The 23,618-nt window shown below is 63.3% G+C and carries 19 protein-coding genes and 1 tRNA gene; 14 read left to right on the top strand and 6 right to left on the bottom strand.

The window, feature by feature from the left end; genetic code table 11:
* Positions 1-55: 55 nt before the first annotated feature.
* The 3 genes from PCK14_RS06280 to PCK14_RS06270 all read right to left on the bottom strand — a co-directional run bounded on the left by PCK14_RS06280 (position 56) and on the right by PCK14_RS06270 (position 3,005).
* Positions 56-1,081 (bottom strand): 6-phosphofructokinase, encoded by a 1,026-nt coding sequence (locus tag PCK14_RS06280; RefSeq protein WP_269937595.1) that lies wholly within the window; start codon positions 1,079-1,081, stop codon positions 56-58.
* Positions 1,082-1,209: 128 nt separating this feature from the next.
* Positions 1,210-1,557: a hypothetical protein gene (locus PCK14_RS06275; protein WP_269937594.1), complete on the bottom strand. Its 348-nt coding sequence runs from the start codon at positions 1,555-1,557 to the stop codon at positions 1,210-1,212.
* Between the two features lie 56 nt (positions 1,558-1,613).
* Positions 1,614-3,005, bottom strand: a complete 1,392-nt coding sequence (locus PCK14_RS06270) for a PspC domain-containing protein (RefSeq protein WP_269937593.1) — start codon at positions 3,003-3,005, stop codon at positions 1,614-1,616.
* Positions 3,006-3,120: 115 nt separating this feature from the next.
* Between PCK14_RS06270 and PCK14_RS06265 the strand changes: the two genes are divergently transcribed.
* A complete protein-coding gene (locus PCK14_RS06265) occupies positions 3,121-4,395 on the top strand; it encodes an ATP-binding protein (RefSeq protein ID WP_269937592.1) in 1,275 nt (424 codons plus the stop codon).
* The gene (locus PCK14_RS06260; protein WP_269937591.1) at positions 4,392-5,048 is read left to right on the top strand and encodes a LuxR C-terminal-related transcriptional regulator; all 657 of its coding nucleotides are present in this window, start codon (positions 4,392-4,394) and stop codon (positions 5,046-5,048) included. Before PCK14_RS06265 ends, PCK14_RS06260 begins: the two co-directional genes overlap by 4 nt.
* Before the next feature lie 139 nt (positions 5,049-5,187).
* On the opposite strand, the gene PCK14_RS06255 is transcribed toward PCK14_RS06260, so the two are convergent.
* Positions 5,188-6,423: a pyridoxal phosphate-dependent aminotransferase gene (locus tag PCK14_RS06255; RefSeq protein ID WP_269937590.1), complete on the bottom strand. Its 1,236-nt coding sequence runs from the start codon at positions 6,421-6,423 to the stop codon at positions 5,188-5,190.
* A 252-nt stretch (positions 6,424-6,675) separates the two neighbouring features.
* On the opposite strand from PCK14_RS06255, the gene PCK14_RS06250 reads away from it, so the two are divergent.
* From PCK14_RS06250 to rplL, 9 genes are all read left to right on the top strand, one after another.
* Positions 6,676-6,748: transfer RNA gene (locus tag PCK14_RS06250), tRNA-Trp, on the top strand.
* A 123-nt stretch (positions 6,749-6,871) separates the two neighbouring features.
* Complete coding sequence (secE, locus tag PCK14_RS06245; protein WP_269937589.1) at positions 6,872-7,162, top strand: preprotein translocase subunit SecE; 291 nt, start codon at positions 6,872-6,874, stop codon at positions 7,160-7,162.
* Between the two features lie 89 nt (positions 7,163-7,251).
* The gene (nusG, locus tag PCK14_RS06240; protein WP_269937588.1) at positions 7,252-8,067 is read left to right on the top strand and encodes a transcription termination/antitermination protein NusG; all 816 of its coding nucleotides are present in this window, start codon (positions 7,252-7,254) and stop codon (positions 8,065-8,067) included.
* 128 nt (positions 8,068-8,195) lie between these two features.
* A complete protein-coding gene (gene rplK / locus PCK14_RS06235; RefSeq protein WP_269937587.1) occupies positions 8,196-8,627 on the top strand; it encodes a 50S ribosomal protein L11 in 432 nt (143 codons plus the stop codon).
* 155 nt (positions 8,628-8,782) lie between these two features.
* Positions 8,783-9,490, top strand: a complete 708-nt coding sequence (gene rplA / locus PCK14_RS06230) for a 50S ribosomal protein L1 (RefSeq protein ID WP_269937586.1) — start codon at positions 8,783-8,785, stop codon at positions 9,488-9,490.
* Between the two features lie 104 nt (positions 9,491-9,594).
* The gene (locus tag PCK14_RS06225; protein ID WP_269937585.1) at positions 9,595-10,158 is read left to right on the top strand and encodes a GNAT family N-acetyltransferase; all 564 of its coding nucleotides are present in this window, start codon (positions 9,595-9,597) and stop codon (positions 10,156-10,158) included.
* Between the two features lie 7 nt (positions 10,159-10,165).
* Positions 10,166-11,257, top strand: coding sequence for a GNAT family N-acetyltransferase (locus PCK14_RS06220; RefSeq protein WP_269937584.1), 1,092 nt, complete (start codon positions 10,166-10,168; stop codon positions 11,255-11,257).
* A gap of 336 nt (positions 11,258-11,593) precedes the next feature.
* Complete coding sequence (gene rplJ, locus PCK14_RS06215; RefSeq protein WP_269937583.1) at positions 11,594-12,181, top strand: 50S ribosomal protein L10; 588 nt, start codon at positions 11,594-11,596, stop codon at positions 12,179-12,181.
* A gap of 104 nt (positions 12,182-12,285) precedes the next feature.
* Positions 12,286-12,660, top strand: a complete 375-nt coding sequence (gene rplL, locus PCK14_RS06210; RefSeq protein WP_269937582.1) for a 50S ribosomal protein L7/L12 — start codon at positions 12,286-12,288, stop codon at positions 12,658-12,660.
* Between the two features lie 510 nt (positions 12,661-13,170).
* Here the strand turns inward: rplL and PCK14_RS06205 are convergent.
* Complete coding sequence (locus tag PCK14_RS06205) at positions 13,171-13,656, bottom strand: aminoacyl-tRNA deacylase (protein ID WP_269937581.1); 486 nt, start codon at positions 13,654-13,656, stop codon at positions 13,171-13,173.
* Positions 13,653-14,852: an acetyl-CoA C-acetyltransferase gene (locus tag PCK14_RS06200; protein WP_269937580.1), complete on the bottom strand. Its 1,200-nt coding sequence runs from the start codon at positions 14,850-14,852 to the stop codon at positions 13,653-13,655. Before PCK14_RS06200 ends, PCK14_RS06205 begins: the two co-directional genes overlap by 4 nt.
* A 458-nt stretch (positions 14,853-15,310) precedes the next feature.
* Here PCK14_RS06200 and rpoB point away from each other — a divergent pair, with 458 nt between their 5' ends.
* The 3 genes from rpoB to rpsL all read left to right on the top strand — a co-directional run bounded on the left by rpoB (position 15,311) and on the right by rpsL (position 23,618).
* Positions 15,311-18,829, top strand: coding sequence for a DNA-directed RNA polymerase subunit beta (rpoB, locus tag PCK14_RS06195; RefSeq protein ID WP_269937579.1), 3,519 nt, complete (start codon positions 15,311-15,313; stop codon positions 18,827-18,829).
* Positions 18,830-18,930: 101 nt separating this feature from the next.
* Positions 18,931-22,833, top strand: a complete 3,903-nt coding sequence (locus PCK14_RS06190; protein ID WP_269937578.1) for a DNA-directed RNA polymerase subunit beta' — start codon at positions 18,931-18,933, stop codon at positions 22,831-22,833.
* Positions 22,834-23,243: 410 nt separating this feature from the next.
* Positions 23,244-23,618 carry a 30S ribosomal protein S12 gene (gene rpsL, locus PCK14_RS06185; protein ID WP_038464715.1) on the top strand — a complete coding sequence of 125 codons (375 nt, stop codon included), beginning with the start codon at positions 23,244-23,246 and terminating at the stop codon, positions 23,616-23,618.

Genomic DNA, 23,618 nt, shown 5'->3' with positions numbered 1-23,618 from the left:
ACGGTAATGCCCCGCAGCACACGAGTGCTGCGGGGCATTACCGTCAGGAGGTGGCTCAGCCGAACAGGATGGCAGCCTCGTCGTAGCGGTGCTGCGGAACGGTCTTCAGGTTGCCCAGGGCCGCCTCGAAGGGGACATGCTCAATTTCGGTGCCCTTGAGGGAGACCATGGTGCCCCAGCGTTCCTCAACCACCGAGTCAACGGCGGCCATGCCCAGGCGCGTGGCCAGCACGCGGTCAAAGCTGGAGGGGACGCCGCCACGCTGGATGTGGCCCAGGATCGTGGCTCGGGTTTCAATGCCCGTGCGGGCCTCGATCTCGGGGGCCAGCTGGTCGCCGATGCCGCCCAGGCGGGGACGGCCAAAGGTATCCAGGCCGCGCTCGGAGTGCGCAGTTTCCTGGTGGGCGGGGACGAATCCCTCGGCCACAACCACCAGGGGTGCGCGTCCACGTTCGTGGGCTTCGTTCACCCATTCAACGATCTGGTCCATGCTGGTGTTCTGCTCCGGGATCAGCACCGCGTGGGCGCCGGTCGCCATGCCCGCGTGGAGGGCGATCCAGCCCACGTGGCGGCCCATGACTTCGGCAATCATGCAGCGGTGGTGCGATTCGCCCGTGGTGCGCAGGCGGTCGATGGCCTCGGTGGCGATTTGCACTGCCGTGTCGAAACCGAACGTGTAGTCGGTGGCGTCGAGGTCGTTGTCCACTGTCTTGGGCACACCCACGATCTTCAGTCCGGCGTCCGTGAGGCGGCGCGCGGCGGCGAGGGTTCCCTCGCCGCCGATCGCGATCATTGCGTCAATGCCGAGCCGCTCCATGTGGGCCTTGATGACGTCCGGTCCACCGTTGCCCTCAAAGGGGTTGGTGCGGGAGGTGCCAAGAATGGTGCCGCCCTGCTTTGAAATACCGCGAACCATCTGGCGGGGAAGGTCCATGACATCGCCCTCAACCACGCCTCGCCAGCCGTCACGGAAGCCGACAAATTCGTGTCCGTGGACCTTGATGCCCTTGAGCACGATGCCGCGGATAACAGCATTCAGGCCAGGGCAGTCTCCGCCGCTGGTGAGAATTCCAATCTTCATGAGTATTTAGGTCCTTCGAGGGATGGAGTCAATGTGGTTTGAGCGCACCATTGAGCTCCTCGTCTAGAACATTCTATGCGTTCATGTGATCCCGGCAACCCCGTGACCGCCCCGTGGACGCCTGGCTGCTACGGCTGCTTCCTTCGCAGGAGCTTCACTGCGCCGCCTGCCACCATGGCCGCTCCGGCACCCAGCAGCAGCCACATTGCCGTGAGGCCTGGATCGAGGTTGATGCTCAGCTGGCTGCTGAGAATGACAAGGATGCCTGCCACGAGCACCACGGTGCCCCAGACGATGGTGCCTATGCGGGCCGGGTGCCGCCCGGAGCCGGCGGCTCCGGTGGGATCTTCCTCTGTCTGGGTTTCGGTTCCGGGTTCTGCGGGCGGGAAAGTGTCCCCGTCCGGGTCGGCGAAGTATCCTGCCGGTGTGTGGTGGGTGCTGCCGGATTGTTCCAGGGGTTCGGTGGGGTTGTCCATGGCGTGCTCCAATGGTTCTGCTGCGCGGGGAAGGGTGGGGGAGGTGTCTGAGGGAATCACGGGACGACCACCACATCAATATTGGTTGCAGCACCCTGAAGGGTGATGGTGATTCCCTTGCCAGTGGCCTCGGGGTTGATGTCCCTGGTGGTGTTCTCTGCCAGCGTCCCGGCGGTGTCTTCACCGTCGATGGTCAGGGTGGCAGCGACCAGCTCGCTCTTGAGTTGCACCGGCACATCACCCGGTACGCGGATGGTGACGCTGGAGGCCACCAGGTCAAGGGGGATTTGGATGTCCTCGGCCAGCGGTGTGCTGAGCTTGGTCAGGTCAATGTCGGCATTTCCCATGAGAAGCTTGCGGCCGTTCTCAGCAGCTGTGACGGTGGTGGGGGCCCAGGTGGACTGGTTGAAGCCGGAGAAGTCGCTCGGCGGCAGGCTCATCAGGCCTGCAAACAGCAGGGACACAACGGCGAAGGTGCCGAGGCCTCCGGCGGTGCGGCCTGAGATGCCGGCAGCGACGATGCCCAGCCCTGCCGTGATGGCCGCTGCCGCCGCCGCAACCCCGGCTTCGTAGCCGCCCAGGTGGATGATGTTGCCGGCGTCAAGGAGTTGCACGGCGGCGCCAATCACTGCCGCGGCGCCAATCACCAGGAAACTCGCGGCGGCACCCAGGCGGGGCCGGGCCTTGACAGTCTTGGCCTTTTCGTATTGCTTGGGGTCCGGTGCGAAGGCCGGTGCAGGGGCAAAGTGCTGCGGCGGCGCAGGGACCGACGGGCCCTGCCAGGCTTCCGGCTGGCCGACCGGGGTGCCGGGCTGGCCGGGGCCCTGCCAGGTGGTGCCGTACCAGGACTGGCCCGGCTGCCCGTGGGGTGCGGGTCCTTCGGGTGCCTTGCGGATGTTCTTGGGCTTGTCGCGGTTGGCGGCCCAGTAGATGAGCCAGGCGATGCCGCCGATCCATACGATCGGCCAGAAGAACCAGCCGCCGTCCCCGTCGGTGAAGATGCCTTGGCCGGAGCCGCCCAGCCCCAGCAGCGTGGCAATGCCGGCGCCGGTCATGCCGGCGCTCCAACGGCCACGGGCCACTTCCTCGACGTGGATGCGCCCGTCGGGTTCGGGCAGGAGGGCCCAGGCAACACCATAGGCCAGCAGGCCGATGCCGAAGAACAGCGTCAGCACCACGGCAAGGCCGCGGACGATCACGGGGTCGATGCCCCACTTGTCGGCCAGGCCGCTGCAGACACCGCCCACCCAACGGTTGCGCCCGCGCTGGATGCCAAGGCTGCGCAGCCACTGGAAGAACCGGGCCGATGGCTGGCCGGCCTGGCTGCCGTACGGATTGCCGGCCGGAGGGGCCCCGGGAGTGGGGTCCTGGCCCGTGGCGGATGCCGTGGTTTCGTGGGCCGTTTCCGGCCCCTCCTGCTGTTCTGGGTTGTCATGTGCGGTGTTCATAGTTCAATGGTGTCCGCCCGGGCCACCCGCACACCATCCGGGGTCACCCTGAAAGAACCCTGAAGCAACCCTTGGAAGCGGTGCGGGGCAACCCCAGCCGTGTTTGGATTGAACCATGAGCGCAAAGATGTACCGTTCCCAGCAGCGCATGGTCGCAGGGGTTTGCGGCGGCCTGGCAGAGCACCTGGGCATCAGGGTTGGGGTGGTGCGTGCCGTCATGGTGGGCGCCTGCTTCTTCTTTGGCGCCGGCCTGGTCTTTTACGGCTGGCTGTGGCTCCTGGTGCCCCTGGCCGGGGACCGCACCAGCAGCGCGGGAACCCTGCTCGATGATGACGGCAACCCGCGCCTGAAGCTGTTTCGGCCCGCCCAGGGAGCGGTGGTTGAGGACAACACGACCACCAGGCGCCAGCGGATACCTGTGGGCTTCCGGGAGGTGCTGATTGGCGGTGCCCTGGTGATTGCCGCCATCGCGATCTTTGGCGGGCAACAGGGCTGGGCCCTGCGGCTGGGCACCCTGATCCCGTTGCTGGTGATTATTCTCGGCGCGGTCCTGGCCTGGATGCAGCTGGACAACACCCGCCGGGTTGGGCTGCTCAATGCGGCCAAGATGAACACCCCCATGGCCATGCTGCGGCTGGGCGGCGGCGTGGCCCTGGTGATTGCCGGGGTCCTGGTCATTGTGGCCGGCTCGGGCTCGTGGGCCCTGATGTGGACTTCCGTGGTGGCATCGCTGGCCGTGCTGGCCGGTGTGGGGCTGGTCCTGGCTCCGTGGGCGCTGAAGTTCTGGCGCGAGTTCCAGGAGGAACGGGCCGGACGCATCCGTGAAACTGAGCGTGCCGAGATTGCCGCACACCTGCACGACTCCGTGCTGCAAACCCTGGCCCTGATCCAAAAGAGCGCCAGTTCCCCGGCGGACGTCACCCGGCTTGCCCGCGCCCAGGAGCGTGAGCTGCGTGAATGGATCTACCAGGACAGCGCCCACAGCACCGGCGCCCTCGTGGAGCGGGTCAAGGCCGTGTGCGCCGAGGCCGAGGACCTGCACGGGCACGCGGTCGAGGTGGTGGCCGTGGGCGACGCCGAGCTGGGCGAGCGCGGCAACGCCCTGGTCCAGGCCGTGCGCGAGGCGGTGCTCAACGGAGTGCGGCACGGCGGGACAACCGTTTCGGTCTACATCGAAGCCGGCGCCCAGGGCGTTGACGTGTTTGTGAAAGACCGCGGCCCCGGCTTCGACGTGGCCACAGTGCCGGCGGACAGGCTGGGGGTCCGGGAGTCCGTCGTCGGGCGCATGCAGCGCAACGGCGGCACGGCTGAGATCATTAGTTCGGCGGACGGAACCGAAGTGCGCCTGCACCTGCCCCACGAAAAACCCGCCACCGAGGAAGCCAAATGACTGCAGCGCCAACGCCCATCAGGGTTGTGATTGTGGACGACCACGCCATTTTCCGTTCCGGGCTCAAGGCCGACCTGGCCCCTGACATTGCCGTTCTGGCCGAGGCAGCCACTGTGGAGGAAGCCATTGCCGCCGTCGCGGCCCACCAGCCGGACGTGGTGCTGCTGGACGTCCACCTGCCCGGGGGCCGCGGCCAGGGCGGGCGCGAGGTCATTGCAGGCAGCGCCGCCCAGCTGGCCACCACCAAATTCCTGGCCCTGAGCGTCTCCGACTCCGCCGAGGATGTGGTCTCGGTGATCCGGGCCGGCGCCCGCGGCTACGTCACCAAGTCAATTTCGGGGGCAGAGATTTCCGACGCCGTCCGCCGCGTGGCCGGAGGCGACGCGGTGTTTTCCCCGCGCCTGGCCGGATTTGTGCTCGACGCCTTCGGCACGGCAGAGGTTGCCGTGGAGGATGAGTTGGACAAGCTCTCGGCCCGCGAGCTGGAGGTCATGCGCCTGATTGCCCGCGGCTACTCCTACAAGGAGGTGGCCAAGGCGCTGTTCATCTCCATCAAGACCGTGGAGACCCACGTTTCCGCCGTACTGCGCAAGCTCCAGCTGTCCTCGCGCCACGAACTGACCCGCTGGGCCGCCGACCGCCGCCTACTCTAATCCGTCAACCTCGGGCATATCGTTCGCCGACGCAGAAGCGGGAGGTCCCGGAGCGAGGATGGATTTTCAAGGTCGCCCAGCGACCGAGGAAATCTTACTGCTCGCGAGGGACCTCCCGCGGAGGCGCCGGTGAGGCGGATTATGCCTTGGCGGAGCCCAGGAATTCCTGCAGTCGGGCCACGCCGACGGCCAGATCGTCATCGCCCAGGGCGTAGGACAGGCGCAGGTAGCCGCTGGGACCGAACGCCTCGCCCGGGACAACGGCAACCTCTGCCTTGTCCAGGATCAGCGCGGCCAGCTCGGCGGACGTTGCCGGGCGGATGCCGCCAATTTCGCGGCCCAGCAGGCCGCGGACATCGGCGTAGGCGTAGAAGGCGCCGTGCGGGGTGGGGCACTCCACGCCGTCGATCGCGTTCAGGGCCGAGACCATGGCCTTGCGGCGGCGGTCGAAGGCCACCTTCATCTCATCGACGGCCGTCAGGGGGCCGGCGACGGCGGCGAGTGCGGCCATCTGCGACACATTGGCCACGTTGGAGGTGGCGTGTGACTGCATGTTGGTTGCTGCCTTGGTGACATCCAGGGGTGCAATCATCCAGCCCACGCGCCAGCCCGTCATGGCGTAGGTCTTGGCCACGCCGTTGAGGATGACCAGGCGGTCGCCCAGCTCGGGGGCGGCTGTGGCAATCGAGGTGAAGGGTACGCCGTCGTAGGTCAGGTGCTCGTAGATTTCATCCGTGATGACCCACAGGCCCTTGGAAGCGGCCCACAGGCCAATTTCACGGGTCTGCTCGGGGGAGTAGACGGCGCCCGTCGGGTTGGACGGGGAAACGAACAGCAGCACCTTGGTGCGGGGGGTCACGGCGGCCTCAAGCTGCTCCACGGTGACCATGTAGCCCTGCTCAGGCCCGGCGAAAACCTCGACGGGGACGCCGCCGGCAAGGCGGATCGCCTCCGGGTAGGTGGTCCAGAACGGGGAGGGGACAATGACCTCGTCGCCCGGGTCCAGCAACGTGGCGAAGGATTCGTAGACGGCCTGCTTGCCACCGTTGGTGACCAGAACCTGGGAAGCATCAACGGCGTAGCCAGAATCGCGCATGGTCTTCTCGGCAATGGCGCTGCGCAGCTCCGGCAGGCCGGCGGCGGGGGAGTAGCGGTGGAACTTGGGCTGGCGGGCCGCGGCCACGGCGGCTTCCACAATGTAGTCGGGGGTGGGGAAGTCGGGCTCACCGGCACCGAACCCAATCACGGGGCGGCCGGCAGCCTTCAGGGCCTTGGCCTTGGCGTCAACGGCCAGGGTGGCGGATTCGGCAATTGCTGCAATCCGGGCGGAAACGCGGCGCGCAGGAACGTGGTCAGCTGTCAGTTCGGCAGACATCAGGATTCTTTCTTCGGTGGGAGGCCCAAAATGCAAACATCGTCAAGGTCTACTTTAGGGCCATGCCGTGCCCGGTTCGACTAACGGGCCCAAGAATGCGTAGAATGGTTAACCGGTGTTCAAGCACCATGATGTTTCACGCCTCTTCGCGGGTTTGGAAACACAGCCGCCAGACGGTAGGTTGTTCATGGTTGTTTGCGCCGGGGGGATTTTTTCCCATGGAACCAGCATGGTGTCCCGGGGCAATTCCAAAGGGTAGTGGCGCAATTGGTAGCGCAGCGGTCTCCAAAACCGCAGGTTGCAGGTTCGAGTCCTGTCTGCCCTGCGCATAGGCGCGGCGGGTTGCATGGTGTGAAGCATTCACAGCAGGCAACCCGCGGCCGCCTGGCGAATAATTTGCACATCGCAGTGTCCGAATTCTCGGATTTGCGTAGTTCCCCAACGAATGATGAGTGAGGCACTGGTGACCGATACTGCGGCTAGCAGCTCCAAGGGCCATGCCAAGAAGGCTGCAAAGCCTGGCAAGCCCGGGTTTTTCGCCCGGATCGCCATCTTCCTCCGCCAAGTCATTGGCGAGCTGAAGAAGGTTGTCACCCCCACTCGCAAAGAGTTGATCAACTACACCGCTGTTGTGCTGGTGTTTGTTGTCATCATGATGGCAATCGTTACCGTCTTGGATCTGGGCTTCGGCCAGGCAGTGCTGTGGATCTTCGGTGGAAACGTAAACATCGAGCAGTAAAACAGCTCAAACCGGCCGACCCCGCTGAAAACTTTGGCATGGGGTCGGTTTGAGCCATTTAAGAAACGCACAAGGAAAGCAGGAAATTCGTGTCTGAGCTGGAGCCCGAGGCAACGTACAGTGAGCAGGACCAGGACACTGTGGTTGCTGATGCTGCCATCAATGCCGACCTTGATGCCGTTGGCGACGATGACGCCGTTGAAACCGACGTTGTTGAAGCAGAAGCCGTAGAGGCCGACGACGAGACTGCCGGTGAAGCCGAGGCGGAAGAGGCGCAAGAGCCCGCCGCCGCCGAGCCGGAGATTGACCACGCAGAAGAGTTCAAGGCAAAGCTGCGCCGCCAGGAGGGTGACTGGTACGTCATCCACTCCTACGCCGGCTACGAAAACCGCGTCAAGGTCAACCTTGAGTCGCGCAGCCTGTCGCTGAACATGGAAGATTACATCTTCGAAGTCCAGGTCCCCATGGAAGAAGTCGTGGAGATCAAGAATGCACAGCGCAAGGTTGTCAACCGCGTCCGCATCCCCGGCTACGTCCTGGTCCGCATGGATCTCACGGACGCTTCCTGGGGTGTTGTCCGCCACACGCCCGGCGTGACCGGCTTCGTGGGCAACGCCCACAACCCCGTGCCGCTGCGCCTGGACGAGGTCTTCTCCATGCTTGCCCCCGTCTTCGAGGAGCAGAAGGCCGAAGAGACCGGCGTTCCGCTGCGCCACGATCCCTCCGACGCAGACATCGACTTTGAGGTTGGCGAAGCCGTCATCGTCAAGGACGGTCCCTTCGAGGGCCTGTCCGCCTCGATCTCCGAGATCAAGCCCGAGGCCGGCACGCTGGTCGTACTGGTTTCCATCTTCGAGCGCGAAACCCCCGTCACCCTCGCATTCAACCAGGTCACCAAGATCTAGTTGCCCATAATTTTCGTTCCGCAAGGGCTTGCTTAGCCCCTGCGAAACGTTCGGCCGGACGCCATCCGGCCACCCACCTGGAACGCGCTCCGTCGTACCAGGAAAGATATTGAGAGAAGGACCCTACATTGGCTCCCAAGAAGAAGGTCACCGGCCTCATCAAGCTGCAGATCCAGGCAGGCGCCGCCAACCCGGCACCGCCCATCGGTCCGGCACTTGGTCAGCACGGCGTCAACATCATGGAATTCTGCAAGGCGTACAACGCTGCAACGGAATCCCAGCGCGGAAACGTCATCCCCGTTGAAATCACGGTTTACGAAGACCGTTCATTCACGTTCATCACCAAGACCCCGCCGGCTGCAGAGCTCATCAAGAAGGCTGCAGGCGTTGCCAAGGGTTCAGCTACCCCGCACACCGTCAAGGTTGCCCAGCTGACCAAGGCTCAGGTCACCGAGATCGCAACCCAGAAGATGGTTGACCTCAACGCCACCAGCATCGAAGGCGCCGAGAAGATCATCGCCGGCACCGCCCGTTCCATGGGCATCACGGTCGAAGCCTAAGCTTCGCACCACCGGTGGTCGAGCCTGTCTGGACCACCAACCACCAAAATCATAAAAAACGACGGCGCACAGCCCACCCAAGGTGGCTGGCGAAGTACGTAGTGGCAGGGCCCGCGCGGTCCTAACGACCACAACTGCACAAGGAGAAACGCAGCATGGCAAAGCGCAGCAAAGCATATGAGGCAGCCCAGGCAAAGATCGATGCGGACAGCGTTTACGCACCGTTCGACGCCATCAAGCTGGCCAAGGACACCAACCCGTCCAAGTTCGACGCAACCGTTGAGGTTGCCTTCCGCCTGGGTGTAGACCCTCGCAAGGCTGACCAGATGATCCGCGGAACGGTTAACCTGCCTCACGGTACCGGTAAGACCGCCCGCGTCCTGGTTTTCGCAACGGGTGAGCGTGCCGAAGCTGCAATCGCAGCCGGCGCCGACTTCGTTGGCACCGACGACCTGATCGAAAAGATCCAGGGCGGCTGGACCGACTTCGACGCAGCCGTTGCCACCCCTGACCTCATGGGCAAGGTTGGCCGTTTGGGTAAGGTTCTGGGTCCGCGTAACCTCATGCCGAACCCGAAGACCGGCACGGTAACGAACGATGTTGCCAAGGCTGTCAACGACATCAAGGGTGGAAAGATCGACTTCCGCGTCGACAAGCACTCCAACCTTCACTTCATCATCGGCAAGGTTTCCTTCGACGCCGTCAAGCTGGCCGAGAACTACGCAGCTGCTCTGGAAGAGGTGCTTCGCCTGAAGCCGTCCGCTTCCAAGGGCCGCTACCTGCAGAAGGCCACCGTCTCCACGACGTTCGGCCCCGGCATTGCCGTTGACCCGCAGGCAACCAAGGTCGTCATCGAAGCATAGTCTTCACCACATGACCTGGGGAGGGCCCCGTAGCACTTTGCTACGGGGCCCTCCCTTTTTTGTAGGCTGGGTGGATGGACCATTCAACCGCAGGGAAAGCACACATGGATTTCACCATCCGAAGGGCCACGGCTCCGGACGCAGACGCCCTGGCGCAACTCGCAGCGACAACCTTCCCGTTGGCCTGCCCGCCCGACAGCCCTGCGGAGGACATTGCGGCGTTCATCGCAGCCAATCTGGGCCCGGCCCAGTTCACCGCTTATCTAGCAGACCCGACGCGTGTTGTGTTTGTTGCCCAGGCGGGCCCTGCCAACGGTGCCGGACGCCTGCTGGCCTATACGATGTTGGTGGACGTCCCGCCGTCGGACGCGGATGTGGCAGCAGTGCTGCCGGAACCGGACACCCTTGAACTGAGCAAGTTCTACGCCCTCCCGGAGACCCATGGCCTGGGGATTGGCGGCGCACTCATGGATGCAAGCATCAGCTGGGCCGCGGAGAATGGTGACAGGCCGCTGTGGCTTGGGGTCAACAGCGAGAACCAGCGCGCACAGAAGTTTTACACGAAGCACGGATTCAGCATTGCCGGAAGCAGAAGCTTTCAATTGGGGAACAGGGTCGAGCATGACCACGTCATGGTTCGGCCCAGGGGAACGAAAAACACGGGGTAGTGAAGTCATGGAACAGAACACCAGCATTGAGCAGTTGCGGATTCCGGAGACGCTGGAAGGGGAGTCCGCGGCCGATTTCCTCCGGGCCGTTGAGGTGTCCCGGCTGGTGCGGCTGCACACCTGGGGCAATGACGAGCTGGCCTATACGGCCGAGGAACTCCTGGCCCAGTGCCACGACCCCTATGAGTGGTATGTAGTTCTGGTGGCACGGCGCGATGGTGTCATTGTGGGCCGCGCCGGCATTGCCCTGCCCCTGGATGACAACACCGAGCTGGCCCACGTGACCCTCGATGTGCTGCCCTCAGCAGAGGGTCGCGGACTGGGCCGGAAGGTGCTCGAAGCCGCCGAACTGTTCGTCCGGGGCGAGAACCGCAAGATCGTGGTCGTGGAGACCAACCACCCGGCCGCAACCCTTGAAAACAATGCGCCTGAGGAAGAACAGGTTCTCGCGGCCGAGGGGAGCGGAACGCTGCCGCTGAGCAGCCGCGAAGCCCGCTTTGCCTACAGCGCCGGCTACGAGCTGGAACGAGTGGAGCAGTTCAGCTCCCTGACGTTGCCACTTTCCGAGGTGCTTGCGGCGGAGCTGACCGCGAAGGCCAAGGCAACCCACAACTCCTCGTATGCAGTGCACCAGTGGCTGGACACATGCCCCGAGCGCTGGGCGGGGGAGATTGTCCGACTGGAGCAGGGCCTGGGCACTGACGACGGCGGCACACCGGAAACCTGGGACCTCGCCAAGCTGCGCGAGGCGGAGGAACTCTCGGCACTGACAGGCCGGCGCACCATGGTCAGCGCTGCAGAGTGCCTGGAATCCGGGGCGCTGGTCGGGTTCACCTCCATCTCCATCCTGGGCCACCGCACAGATGTGGCCTTCCAGGACGAAACCATCGTGGAGGTGCCCCACAAGGGCAAGGATGTGGGGCTGCACATCAAGGTCGCCAACATGGAACTACTCATGCGCGAGTTCCCGGCCACGCGGACCATCTACACGTGGAATTCGCCGGTGAACTCCTACATGCTCTCCGTCAACAGGCAGCTTGGCTACGTCAGCGCCGGTGTGACGGGGCAGTGGCGCAAGGACTTCAACGCCCTTCGCTAGTGGTGGCTGGCGCCCTCGATTTGGAATGGCACCCTCCCGTCCTGTAGCCTTGAACTACCAAAGACCGTCGGTCGATGTAAACCACCCCCAGCCTCCAGGTGCCTCATGTGCCATGGCGAGCTGGATTCGGGCAGGCGACATCCGAAAGTCCTTCAACAGGACGGCCAGCGCAGGTGCACAAAGCTTATTGGCAGTGTTGAACCGGGATAAAACCCATGGATCCGCTGCGAAAAACGCCCCGTACATCTGTGCGGGGCGTTTTTGTTTCCCCGCAGACAGCCTGGCTGCCTGCGGAAGGGACATGAAAGACCGGCATTAATTCCCGGAAGGAGGGTTATGGCAACGCCAACAAAGGTGGCTGCAGTTGCAGAAATCACACAGGATTTCAATGATTCAACTGCCGCAGTCCTAACCGAATACCGTGGGCTCACCGTTGCACAGCTCAAGGAGCTGCGCGTTTCTCTCGGCCAGGACACCAAGTTCTCGGTCGTAAAGAACACCCTGACTGCCATTGCGGCCAAGGAAGCTGGTGTTGATGCTTTCGAAGGTCAGCTCTCCGGCCCCACCGCCATTGCATTCATCAAGGGTGACGCTGTTGCGGCAGCAAAGAGCCTGACGGATTTTGCAAAGGCCAACAAGCAGCTGGTCATCAAGACCGGCATCTTCGAAGGCAAGGCGCTCAACGCTTCCGAGGTCGCCGCACTGGCTGCCCTCGAGTCGCGCGAGCTGCAGCTGGCCAAGGTTGCCGGCATCCTCAAGGCACCGATGGCCGCCGTTGCGCGCACCCTCGAGGCCCTGCGTTTGAAGCTTGCAGAAGGCGCTCCCGCTGAAGAGGCTCCGGCCGCTGAGGAAGCTCCCGCCGCTGAAGAAGCAGCTGTTGCTGAAGAAGCTCCGGCCGCTGAAGCTGAGACCACCGAGGCCTAGTCCTCATCAGGGATTTATCCCTGTTAGTTTTTCCCTAAATCCATGAGGACTTAGGTTTTTAGATTCGCCCTTCACCGGGCAAGTACACAGAAGGAGCGCCACCCATGGCTAAGCTCACCAACGACGAGCTGATTGCAGCTTTCAAGGAACTGACCATCATCGAGCTCTCCGAGTTCGTCAAGCTCTTCGAAGAGACCTTCGAAGTTACCGCTGCTGCTGTTGCAGTTGCTGGCCCCGCCGGCGGCGCAGCTGAAGAAGCTGAAGAGCAGACCGAATTCGACGTCATCCTCGAAGCAGCTGGCGACAAGAAGATCGCAGTGATCAAGGAAGTTCGCGCAATCACTTCCCTGGGTCTGAAGGAAGCCAAGGAGGTCGTTGACTCGGCTCCCAAGGCCGTCCTCGAAGGCGCAACCAAGGAAGCTGCTGAGAAGGCAAAGGAAGCCCTCGAGGCTGCCGGCGCCACGGTTACCGTCAAGTAATCACCTCGCCTTTCAAAAGAAGCCCCGCACCGATTGGTGCGGGGCTTCTTTTTCGTTAACGCCGGTGGTCGAGACCCCCGAGACCCGGCCGCAGGTGGTCGAGCTTGTCGAGACCCCCGAGACCCCGCCGCCGGTGGTCGAGCCTGTCGAGACCCCGTGGTTGGCTCCGGCGGTGAACCGCCATTTTTCCGGCGACTATCCGACCCCACGGCCGCGGGCGGCCTTAGGCGTCTCCTTTACGTCGCCTACAAAAAATGGCGGCTTCACCGCCTACGAGTTTCGATGGCCTTGGGTGCCACGGGAGTTGGTAACGCCGGCAGCGTGAGCCGGACGGCGGGGGAGCCGGGGTTTCCGTAGGCCGCGTCAGGGAGGCCGAGGCCGCCCGCGGCCGATTGGCCGGAAAGTCCCCAAGCACTCCCACTGCTCGCAGGCTCGCAGCGGGGCCCTCGTGCTTGTGGGCCCAGCCGAGGGAATTCCGGGGCTCCGCCGGGAGGCGCAGGGGCCGTGGGGCTATTCGGGCACGGATATGTCTGCCACTGTGGCGCCGAAGGCAACGATGAGCTCGTCCGCCTCAACGAACATGCTGTAGCCGTGCTCGCCGGCGCCCATGGCGACGCGGCGGCCGCGGATGCCCTCGTCCACGTAGAGGGGCCATTGGGTGGTGCTGCCCAGCGGGGTGATGGTGCCGCGTTCGTAGCCCGTGGCGGCCAGTGCCACATCGGCGTGGGGCATCTGGAGCTTGTTGACGCCCACCACTGCGCGCAGCTTGGGCCAGGAGATGGCACGCCCGCCAGGGACCAGGGCAAACAGGAAGTTCCCGTCGCTGCGCTTGACCACGAGGGATTTCACAATGTCCGCTGGCGTGATCCCCATGAGTTCGGCGGCCTCCACGAGGGAGTTGGCGGCGGGGCGGGCAAAGATCTCCACGCCCAGGCCGCGGGAGGCTGCGTCCGCTGCAACGCGCGCGTGCCCCTGCAGGGCCGGATCCTGGCTCATTCGGCGTCCCGGAAGAGCAGCAGGGCTTCGCCCTGGCCGCCTCCGCCGCACAGGGAGACCGCGGCCTTGCCGGAACCGCGCCGGCCCAGTTCCATGGCCGCATGGAGGGCCAGCCGGGCACCGGAGGCCCCGATGGGGTGGCCCAGGGCGATGGCACCGCCGTGGATGTTGCATTTCTCCAGGGGGTAGTCCAGATCGCGCAGGGACTGCACAGCCACGGATCCGAAGGCCTCGTTGATTTCAATGAAATCCAGGTCCGCCGTGCTCCAGCCTGCGGTCTCCAGGGCCCTGGCAATGGCGTTTGAGGGCTGCGAGTGCAGTGAGTTGTCCGGCCCGGCCACCTGCCCGGGTGAGCCCACCACGGCAAGCCAGGGGAGCGAGTGCTCCTCGGCATACCCGCGCGAGGCGAGCACCAGTGCACTGGCGCCATCGGAAAGGGGAGAGGAGTTCCCGGCGGTGATGGCGCCGTCGGCCGTGAACGCCGGACGCAGCCCGGCCAGCGTTTCCGTGGTGGTCTGGGCCCGGATGCCCTCGTCGCGGGTCAGCACCAGGGGATCTCCCTTGCGCTGGGGGACCGAGACGGGCACGATTTCGCCGTCCAGGACCCCGGCCTCCACGGCGGCGGCAGCGCGTTGGTGGGATGCAGCGGCTACCTCGTCCTGCGCCGTGCGGCTGATGTGGAGCCGGATGTTGCCGCGTTCCGTGGAGAGCCCCATGGAGTCGTTGTCGAAGGCGTCGGTCAGCCCGTCATGTGCGGCCACGTCTAGGGCCTGGATGGCCCCGTAGCTCCAGCCCTGGCGGGAACCGGGCAGGATGTGCGGGGCGCGGGTCATGGATTCCTGCCCGCCGGCCACCACCACGGAGGCCTCGCCGCTGCGGATGAGCCGGGCAGCGTCGATGACGGCAGTGAGCCCTGACAGGCAGACCTTGTTGATGGTCACGGCGGGCACGCTCCAGCCGATGCCGGCGCCCACGGCGCTCTGCCTGGCCGGATTCTGCCCGGCCCCTGCCTGAAGCACCTGGCCCATGATGACCTGGTCAATGTCGGCCGGCTCCACGCCCGCCCGCTCCACGGCCGCCGCAATGGCCCTGGCGCCCAGCTCGACGGCGGTGAAGGCAGCCAGCTGGCCGTTGAGCCGCCCCTGGGGTGTGCGGGCTCCTGCAAGAATTACAACATCGTGTGCTTGTGCCGTCATTGCTGCCATGCTCCTTGAAACTTGTTCCGTGCAGCACCTCGTTGAGCTGCACTCGTCCTCACTAAAATCTAACAGCTGCCGGCCCCTTGAAATTTCCGGGCGGCGGAGACCATTTTTGGCACGTGTGACGAAGGCAATGCCGGCGGTTCGCCCCGGAATCACACGGATTTTCCGGCCCCCCACATTGATACTTGCGATTTTTCACAAGGTGGGGTAGACACGTGCGCACTAAAGGCTGTAATGTAGTTCTTTGCGTATCCCTCTTAACCTTCAGCCTTCATATAGCGGTGGGCTTTGTCTAGGTCAGGGGCCGTGGAAAGCAAGCAACACCGGGGGCCAGTCTCCCGGGAAGGCGCTTTTCTTGGCAGCCTGTCCAGCGTTCGCCCAGGTTTGATGACCTGGGGCGGATCGGGTGGGGGTCGCATGAACAAGCCTGCAGGTCTGTGGAAGGATCCCTCTTGGTCGCCTCGAGCACCTCTAATGTAAATAACGCTGCAACCGCTATCGATTCAAACAGCACCGACGGTGCAAAGAGTCGCCTCTCATTCGCAAAGATTCACGAGCCGCTTGACGTGCCGAATCTGCTTGCACTCCAGACCGAGAGCTTTGACTGGCTCGTAGGCAATGGGCGCTGGCAGGACCGCATGCAGACGGCCGTGGACGCCGGCGATGACAGTGTGGCCGTCACCTCGGGTCTGTCCGACATCTTCGAAGAGATCTCCCCGATTGAGGACTTCCAGGGCACCATGTCCCTGTCCTTCACGGAACCGGAATTCTCTGACCCCAAGTTCACTGTTGACGAGTGCAAGGACCGCGACGCCACGTACGCCGCGCCGCTGTACGTCAAGGCCGAGTTCATGAACAACATGACCGGTGAAATCAAGCAGCAGACTGTGTTCATGGGCGATTTCCCGCTCATGACCAACAAGGGCACCTTCGTCATCAACGGCACCGAGCGTGTTGTTGTCTCCCAGCTGGTCCGTTCCCCGGGCGCCTACTTTGAGCGCGCCGCGGACAAGACCAGCGACAAGGAAATCTTCACCGCCAAGATCATCCCCTCACGTGGTGCATGGTTCGAGCTGGAGATTGACAAGCGCGACCAGGTCGGCGTGCGTCTTGACCGCAAGCGCAAGCAGTCGGTCACCGTGCTGTTGAAGGCACTGGGCTGGACCGAAGGCCAGATCCTGGAGGAGTTCGGCGAGTTCGACTCCATCCGCGCAACCCTTGAAAAGGATGCCACCACCGGCCGCGAAGATGCCCTCTTGGACATCTACCGCAAGCTGCGCCCGGGCGAGCCGCCCACGGTCGACGCTGCCGATGCGCTGCTGCACAACCTGTACTTCAACCCGAAGCGCTACGATCTGGCCAAGGTTGGCCGTTACAAGATCAACCGCAAGCTGGGCATCGACCTGCCGTTGAGCGATGAGAACGCCTCCGTGCTGAGCGTGGACGACATCGTCGCCATGATCAAGTACCTGGTTGCCTTGCACGCCGGCAACAAGACCACCAAGGGCAAGCGCGACGGCGCCGAGGTTGACCTGCGCGTCGACGTCGACGACATCGACCACTTCGGCAACCGTCGCATCCGCGCCGTGGGCGAGCTCATCGAGAACCAGGTCCGCACGGGTCTTTCCCGCATGGAGCGCGTTGTTCGCGAGCGCATGACTACGCAGGACGTCGAAGCGATCACGCCGCAGACCCTGATCAACATCCGCCCCGTTGTGGCTGCCATCAAGGAGTTCTTCGGAACGTCCCAGCTGTCGCAGTTCATGGACCAGAACAACCCGCTGGCCGGCCTGACGCACAAGCGTCGCCTGTCCGCGCTGGGCCCGGGCGGTTTGTCCCGTGACCGTGCAGGCATGGAAGTTCGAGACGTTCACCCGTCCCACTACGGCCGCATGTGCCCCATTGAAACCCCTGAAGGCCCGAACATTGGTCTGATCGGTTCCTTGGCTTCCTACGGTCGCATCAACCCGTTCGGCTTCATCGAGACCCCGTACCGCCGCGTCAAGGGTGGTGTGGTCTCCGATGAGGTTGACTACCTGACCGCTGATGACGAGATGGACGTTGTCATCGCCCAGGCCAACGCGCCGCTGGACGACAACAACCACTTCGTTGAAGAGTCCGTCCTGGTTCGCCAGCGCGGTGGTGGCGGCGAGCCCGTCCTGATCCCGGCCGACGAGGTCGAGTACATGGACGTTTCCCCGCGCCAGATGGTGTCCGTGGCAACCGCCCTGATTCCGTTCCTCGAGCACGATGACGCCAACCGCGCCCTCATGGGTGCGAACATGCAGCGTCAGGCTGTGCCGCTGGTCCAGTCCGAGGCCCCGTTCGTGGGTACCGGCATGGAGCGCGCCACCGCTGTTGACGCCGGTGACGTTGTCATTGCCAAGAAGGCCGGTGTGGTCTCCGAGGTTTCCGCCGACGTTGTTGTCATGCTCAACGACGACGGCACGGAGATCAGCTACCCGATCGCCAAGTACCAGCGTTCCAACCAGGGCACGGCTTACAACCAGCGCGTCCTGGCCTCCGAAGGCCAGCGCCTGGAAGTTGGCGGCATCATCGCCGACGGCCCGGCAACGGACATGGGCGAGCTCGCCCTGGGCAAGAACCTCCTTGTGGCGTTCATGTCCTGGGAAGGCCACAACTACGAGGATGCCATCATCCTCTCGCAGCGCATTGTTGCCGAAGACGTGCTCTCCTCGATTCACATCGAAGAGCATGAAATTGACGCCCGCGACACCAAGCTTGGTGCCGAGGAAATCACCCGGGACATCCCGAACGTTTCCGAGGAAATCCTTGCTGGCCTGGACGAGCGCGGCATCATCCACATCGGTGCTGAAGTTGAAGCCGGCGACATCCTGGTAGGAAAGGTCACGCCCAAGGGCGAGACCGAGCTGACCCCGGAAGAGCGCCTGCTGCGCGCCATCTTCGGTGAGAAGAGCCGCGAAGTTCGCGACACCTCCCTGAAGGTTCCCCACGGCGAGTCCGGAACCGTCATCGGTGTGCGCGTCTTCGACCGCGACTCCGAAGATGACCTGCCTCCCGGAGTGAACCAGCTGGTTCGCGTCTACGTTGCCAACAAGCGCAAGATCACCGATGGTGACAAGCTTGCAGGCCGCCACGGCAACAAGGGTGTTATTTCCAAGATCCTCCCGATCGAAGACATGCCCTTCCTGGCTGACGGCACCCCCGTTGACATCGTCCTGAACCCCCTGGGTGTTCCGGGTCGAATGAACGTGGGCCAGGTCCTGGAAATCCACCTCGGTTGGGTTGCCAAGACCGGCTGGAAGGTTGAAGGCGAGCCTGACTGGATCAAGAACCTGCCGAACCTGCCGCGTGAAATCGGTCAGACGAAGGTTGCCACCCCGGTCTTCGACGGTGCCCGTGACTCTGAAATCACAGGCCTGCTCGACTCCACCAATGTGACTCGCGACGGCGATCGCCTGATCGATTCCTCGGGCAAGACCCGCCTGTTCGACGGCCGCTCCGGCGAGCCGTTCCCGGACCCGGTCTCCGTTGGCTACATGTACATCTTGAAGCTCCACCACCTGGTGGACGACAAGATCCACGCCCGTTCCACGGGCCCGTACTCCATGATCACGCAGCAGCCCCTGGGTGGTAAGGCCCAGTTCGGTGGCCAGCGCTTCGGTGAAATGGAAGTTTGGGCACTTGAGGCTTACGGTGCGGCGTACACGCTGCAGGAACTGTTGACCATCAAGTCCGATGACATCCATGGCCGCGTGAAGGTCTACGAAGCCATCGTCAAGGGCGAGAACATCCCGGAGCCGGGCATCCCCGAGTCCTTCAAGGTTCTCATCAAGGAAATGCAGTCGCTGTGCCTGAACGTGGAAGTCCTTTCCACCGACGGCACCACGATTGAAATGCGTGACTCGGATGATGAAGTCTTCCGGGCCGCGGAGGAGCTGGGCATCGACCTGTCACGGGCCGAGCCTAACTCTGTCGAAGAAGTTTAGTGAGTCGGCGGCGGTGGCCAGCCCACCGCCGCCGGACCTTCACTTCTTCCCGTACCCGCTTAGACATTCAGACTTAGAGAATTAGAGAGAACAGGACCCATATGTCCAGCGAATCCTCCTTCGGCCTCATGCAGATTGGCCTGGCCACCGCGCAAGACATCCGCGACTGGAGCCACGGCGAAGTCAAGAAGCCGGAAACCATCAACTACCGCACGCTCAAGCCCGAGAAGGACGGCCTCTTCTGCGAGAAGATCTTCGGCCCTTCCCGCGACTGGGAATGCTACTGCGGCAAGTACAAGCGCGTGCGCTTCAAGGGCATCATTTGTGAGCGTTGTGGCGTTGAAGTCACCCGCGCCAAGGTGCGCCGTGAGCGCATGGGCCACATTGAGCTTGCAGCACCCGTAACCCACATCTGGTACTTCAAGGGCGTTCCCTCGCGCTTGGGCTACCTGCTGGACCTGGCACCGAAGGACCTTGAGAAGGTCATCTACTTCGCTGCCTACATGATCACCAGCGTTGACGATGAAGCACGTCACGAAGAGCTGCCGAACCTCCAGATCGAGCACGATCTTGAGAAGAAGCGCATGGTGGACACCCGTGACAGCGACATCGCCACGATCGCCCGCGACCTCGAGGGCGAGCTTGCCCGCCTGGAAGGTGAAGGCGCCAAGGCAGCCGACAAGAAGAAGGCCCGCGACTCCGCGGACCGCCAGATGGCCAACGTGCGCAAGCGTGCCGATGCGGACATCGACCGCCTCGAGCAGGTTTGGGACCGTTTCAAGGGCCTGAAGGTTGCCGACCTGGAAGGTGACGAAGCTCTTTACCGCGAACTGCGCGAGCGCTACGGCATGTTCTTCGAAGGTTCCATGGGTGCCGAAGCCATCAAGAGCCGTCTTGAGAACTTTGACATGCCCGGCGAAGCCGAGATCCTGCGCGACATCATTGCCAACGGCAAGGGCCAGCGCAAGACCCGTGCACTCAAGCGCCTGAAGGTTGTCAACGCATTCCTGACCACCAACAACAGCCCGCTTGGCATGGTTCTGGATGCCGTCCCGGTGATCCCGCCGGAACTGCGCCCCATGGTTCAGCTCGACGGTGGCCGTTTCGCCACCTCGGACCTGAACGACCTGTACCGTCGCGTGATCAACCGCAACAACCGTCTCAAGCGCCTGCTTGACCTGGGTGCTCCGGAGATCATCGTCAACAACGAGAAGCGCATGCTGCAGGAAGCCGTTGACTCCCTGTTCGACAACGGTCGTCGTGGCCGCCCCGTCACCGGTCCGGGCAACCGTCCGTTGAAGTCCCTGAGCGACATGCTCAAGGGCAAGCAGGGTCGTTTCCGTCAGAACCTCCTCGGTAAGCGCGTTGACTACTCTGGCCGTTCGGTCATTGTTGTTGGTCCGCAGCTGAAGCTGCACCAGTGTGGTCTGCCCAAGCAGATGGCCCTGGAGCTCTTCAAGCCGTTCGTGATGAAGCGCCTGGTTGACCTCAACCACGCACAGAACATCAAGAGCGCCAAGCGCATGGTTGAGCGTTTCCGCCCCCAGGTGTGGGATGTTCTCGAAGAGATCATCACCGAGCACCCGGTGCTGCTGAACCGTGCACCAACCCTGCACCGTTTGGGTATCCAGGCGTTCGAGCCCCAGCTTGTTGAAGGCAAGGCAATCCAGCTTCACCCGCTGGTTTGTGGCGCCTTCAACGCTGACTTCGACGGTGACCAGATGGCAGTTCACCTGCCGCTGAGCCCCGAAGCCCAGGCTGAAGCCCGCATCCTGATGCTCTCCAGCAACAACATCCTGAAGCCGTCGGATGGCCGCCCGGTCACCCTGCCTTCGCAGGATATGATCATCGGCCTGTACCACCTGACCACCAAGCGTGAAGGTTCTGCCGGCGAAGGCCGCAGCTTCTCCACGGCAGCCGAAGCCGTCATGGCTTTCGACGCCGGTGAGCTGCACCTGAACTCGCAGGTCAAGATCCGCCTGGAAGGCTTCGTGCCGGGTCCGGAGCGACAGGGGCCGGAAGGCTTCGAGGCTGGCGAGTCCGCCATCATCGACACCTCCCTGGGCCAGGTCATCTTCAACGACACCCTGCCCGCGGACTACCCGTGGGTTGAAGCCGTTGCCGACAAGGGCCAGCTCTCCGAGATCGTCAACGACCTCGCCGAGCGGTACCCCAAGGTTGTTGTGGCAGCAACGCTGGACAACTTGAAGGATGCCGGTTTCTACTGGGCAACCCGCTCGGGCGTCACTGTGGCCATCTCCGACATTGAGGTTCCGGCCTCAAAGCCGGCTCTCCTTGAGAGCTACGAGATCAAGGCCGCCAAGGTCCAGGCCCAGTACGACAAGGGTCTGATTGCTGACGAGGAGCGCCGCCAGGAGCTCATCGACATCTGGAACCAGGCAACCAACGAGATCGCCGACTCGATGCGTGCGTCCTTCGCCGCGTCCAACACGATCAACCGCATGGTGTCCTCCGGTGCCCGTGGTAACTGGATGCAGGTTCGCCAGATTGCCGGTATTCGTGGCCTGGTGGCCAACCCGAAGGGTGAAATTATTCCTCGCCCGATCAAGTCCTCCTACCGTGAGGGCCTGTCGGTTCTGGAATACTTCATCGCCACCCACGGTGCCCGTAAGGGTCTGGCTGATACCGCTCTGCGTACGGCAAACTCCGGTTACCTGACGCGTCGTCTGGTTGACGTTTCACAGGATGTCATCGTTCGCGAAGACGACTGTGGCACCGAGCGCGGCCTGACCCTGCCCATCGCAGTGGTCGACGCCAACGGCGCAATCGTGCTGCACGAGGAAGTCGAGAACAGCGTTTACGCCCGTACCTTGGCTTCCGAGGTTGTCGATTCTTCCGGCACCGTCCTGGCCGAGGCCGGCGACGACGTTGGAGATGTCCTCATTGCCAAGCTGTTCGCAGCCGGCATTGAAGAGATCAAGGTCCGCTCCGTGCTGACCTGTGAGTCGACCGTTGGAACCTGTGCGCTTTGCTACGGCCGCTCGCTGGCCACCGGCAAGACCGTGGACATCGGTGAGGCCGTGGGCATTATCGCCGCACAGTCCATTGGTGAGCCCGGTACCCAGCTGACCATGCGTACCTTCCACACCGGTGGTGCTGTTTCCGCCAGCCGTGGCGAGGACATCACCCAGGGTCTGCCCCGTATCCAGGAGCTCTTCGAGGCACGTACCCCCAAGGGTGTTGCCCCGATCGCAGAAGCTGCCGGCCGCATCAACATTGATGAGTCCGAGAAGACCATGCGTTTGATCCTGACCCCGGACGACGGCACGGAAGAGATCGCCTACCCGGTTCTCCGCCGCGCACGCCTGACGGTTGCCGACGGTGAGCACGTAGAGGTTGGTCAGAAGCTCATTGTGGGTGCTGTTGACCCCAAGCAGGTTCTGCGCATCCTCGGCCCGCGTGCCGCCCAGAAGCACCTCGTTGAGGAAGTCCAGGGCGTTTACCGCAGCCAGGGTGTAGGTATCCACGACAAGCACGTCGAGGTTATCGTCCGCCAGATGCTGCGCCGCGTCACGGTCATCGAGTCCGGCGATTCAAACCTGCTGCCCGGTGAGCTCGCCGAGCGCGGCCGCTTCGAGACAGAAAACCGTCGCGTCGTGTCCGAAGGCAAGAAGCCGGCTTCAGGCCGCAACGAGCTGATGGGTATCACCAAGGCATCCTTGGCCACCGAATCATGGCTCTCCGCTGCTTCCTTCCAGGAAACCACCCGCGTCCTGACGCAGGCGGCCATGGAAGGCAAGTCTGACCCGCTGCTGGGTCTGAAGGAGAACGTGATCATCGGTAAGCTGATCCCCGCCGGCACCGGCCTTCCGCGCTACACCAACGTCACGGTGGAGCCCACGGAAGAAGCCAAGGCCAACCTGTTCACCGGTCCGAGCGCATTCAGCGACTTCGACTACGTGGGCGGCGTGGGAGACCTCGGCGCCGAGTTCCGTGCCATCCCCCTGGATGACTACGACCTGGGCACCAACTTCAGCGGCTAACACCTAGCTAGAGCGAACGGGCGGTTGGTGGGTTTCATTGCGAAACCCACCAGCCGCCGTCGTGCTTTAACAAGGCGGCAAACGCCTGGATGCAGGGGGAGCGGGGTCGATTTCTTGGCCGGGCTTAACCCGTGGTAATGTAGTTAGTAATTGTTAGTGTGGCAGTGGATAAGAGTGTCAGCCTCCTTCGTCTAGGCGAAGAAGGTGGATGCGGGTCCGGGTTGTACGGTTCTTGTACAGCGAATGCCACATTTTTGCATGCCTAGGCGCTGTGAAGTCGCCCAGTCTGCGACTACCAGTAAATGGCTCTTCCTTGATGGCAGAACGGCCTCCCGCCCTGGGCGTGGAGGTTGCCCGCCCTAGGGAAAGCGACACGAGTAACACTCGAGAAAACAACGGAGAACACGAAAGTGCCTACGATTAACCAGCTGGTCCGAAAGGGCCGGACACCCAAGGTCACGAAGACCAAGGCTCCCGCATTGAAGGGCAGCCCCATGCGTCGCGGCGTTTGCACGCGCGTTTACACCACCACCCCGAAGAAGCCGAACTCGGCTCTGCGTAAGGTTGCACGTGTGCGCCTTAACGGTGGCGTGGAAGTTACCGCTTACATCCCCGGTGTAGGCCACAACCTCCAGGAGCACTCCATCGTGCTCGTCCGTGGAGGCCGTGTTAAGGACCTTCCCGGTGTTCGTTACAAGATCGTCCGTGGCGCATTGGATACCCAGGGCGTTAAGAACCGCAAGCAGGCTCGCAGCCGCTACGGTGCAAAGATGGAGAAGAAGTAA

Origin of the sequence: Arthrobacter sp. HY1533 (assembly GCF_027568515.1) — a bacterium.
GTDB lineage: Bacteria > Actinomycetota > Actinomycetes > Actinomycetales > Micrococcaceae > Specibacter.
Note: the sequence above shows the minus strand (reverse complement) of the source record. Positions and strands in the feature narration are given on the sequence as shown.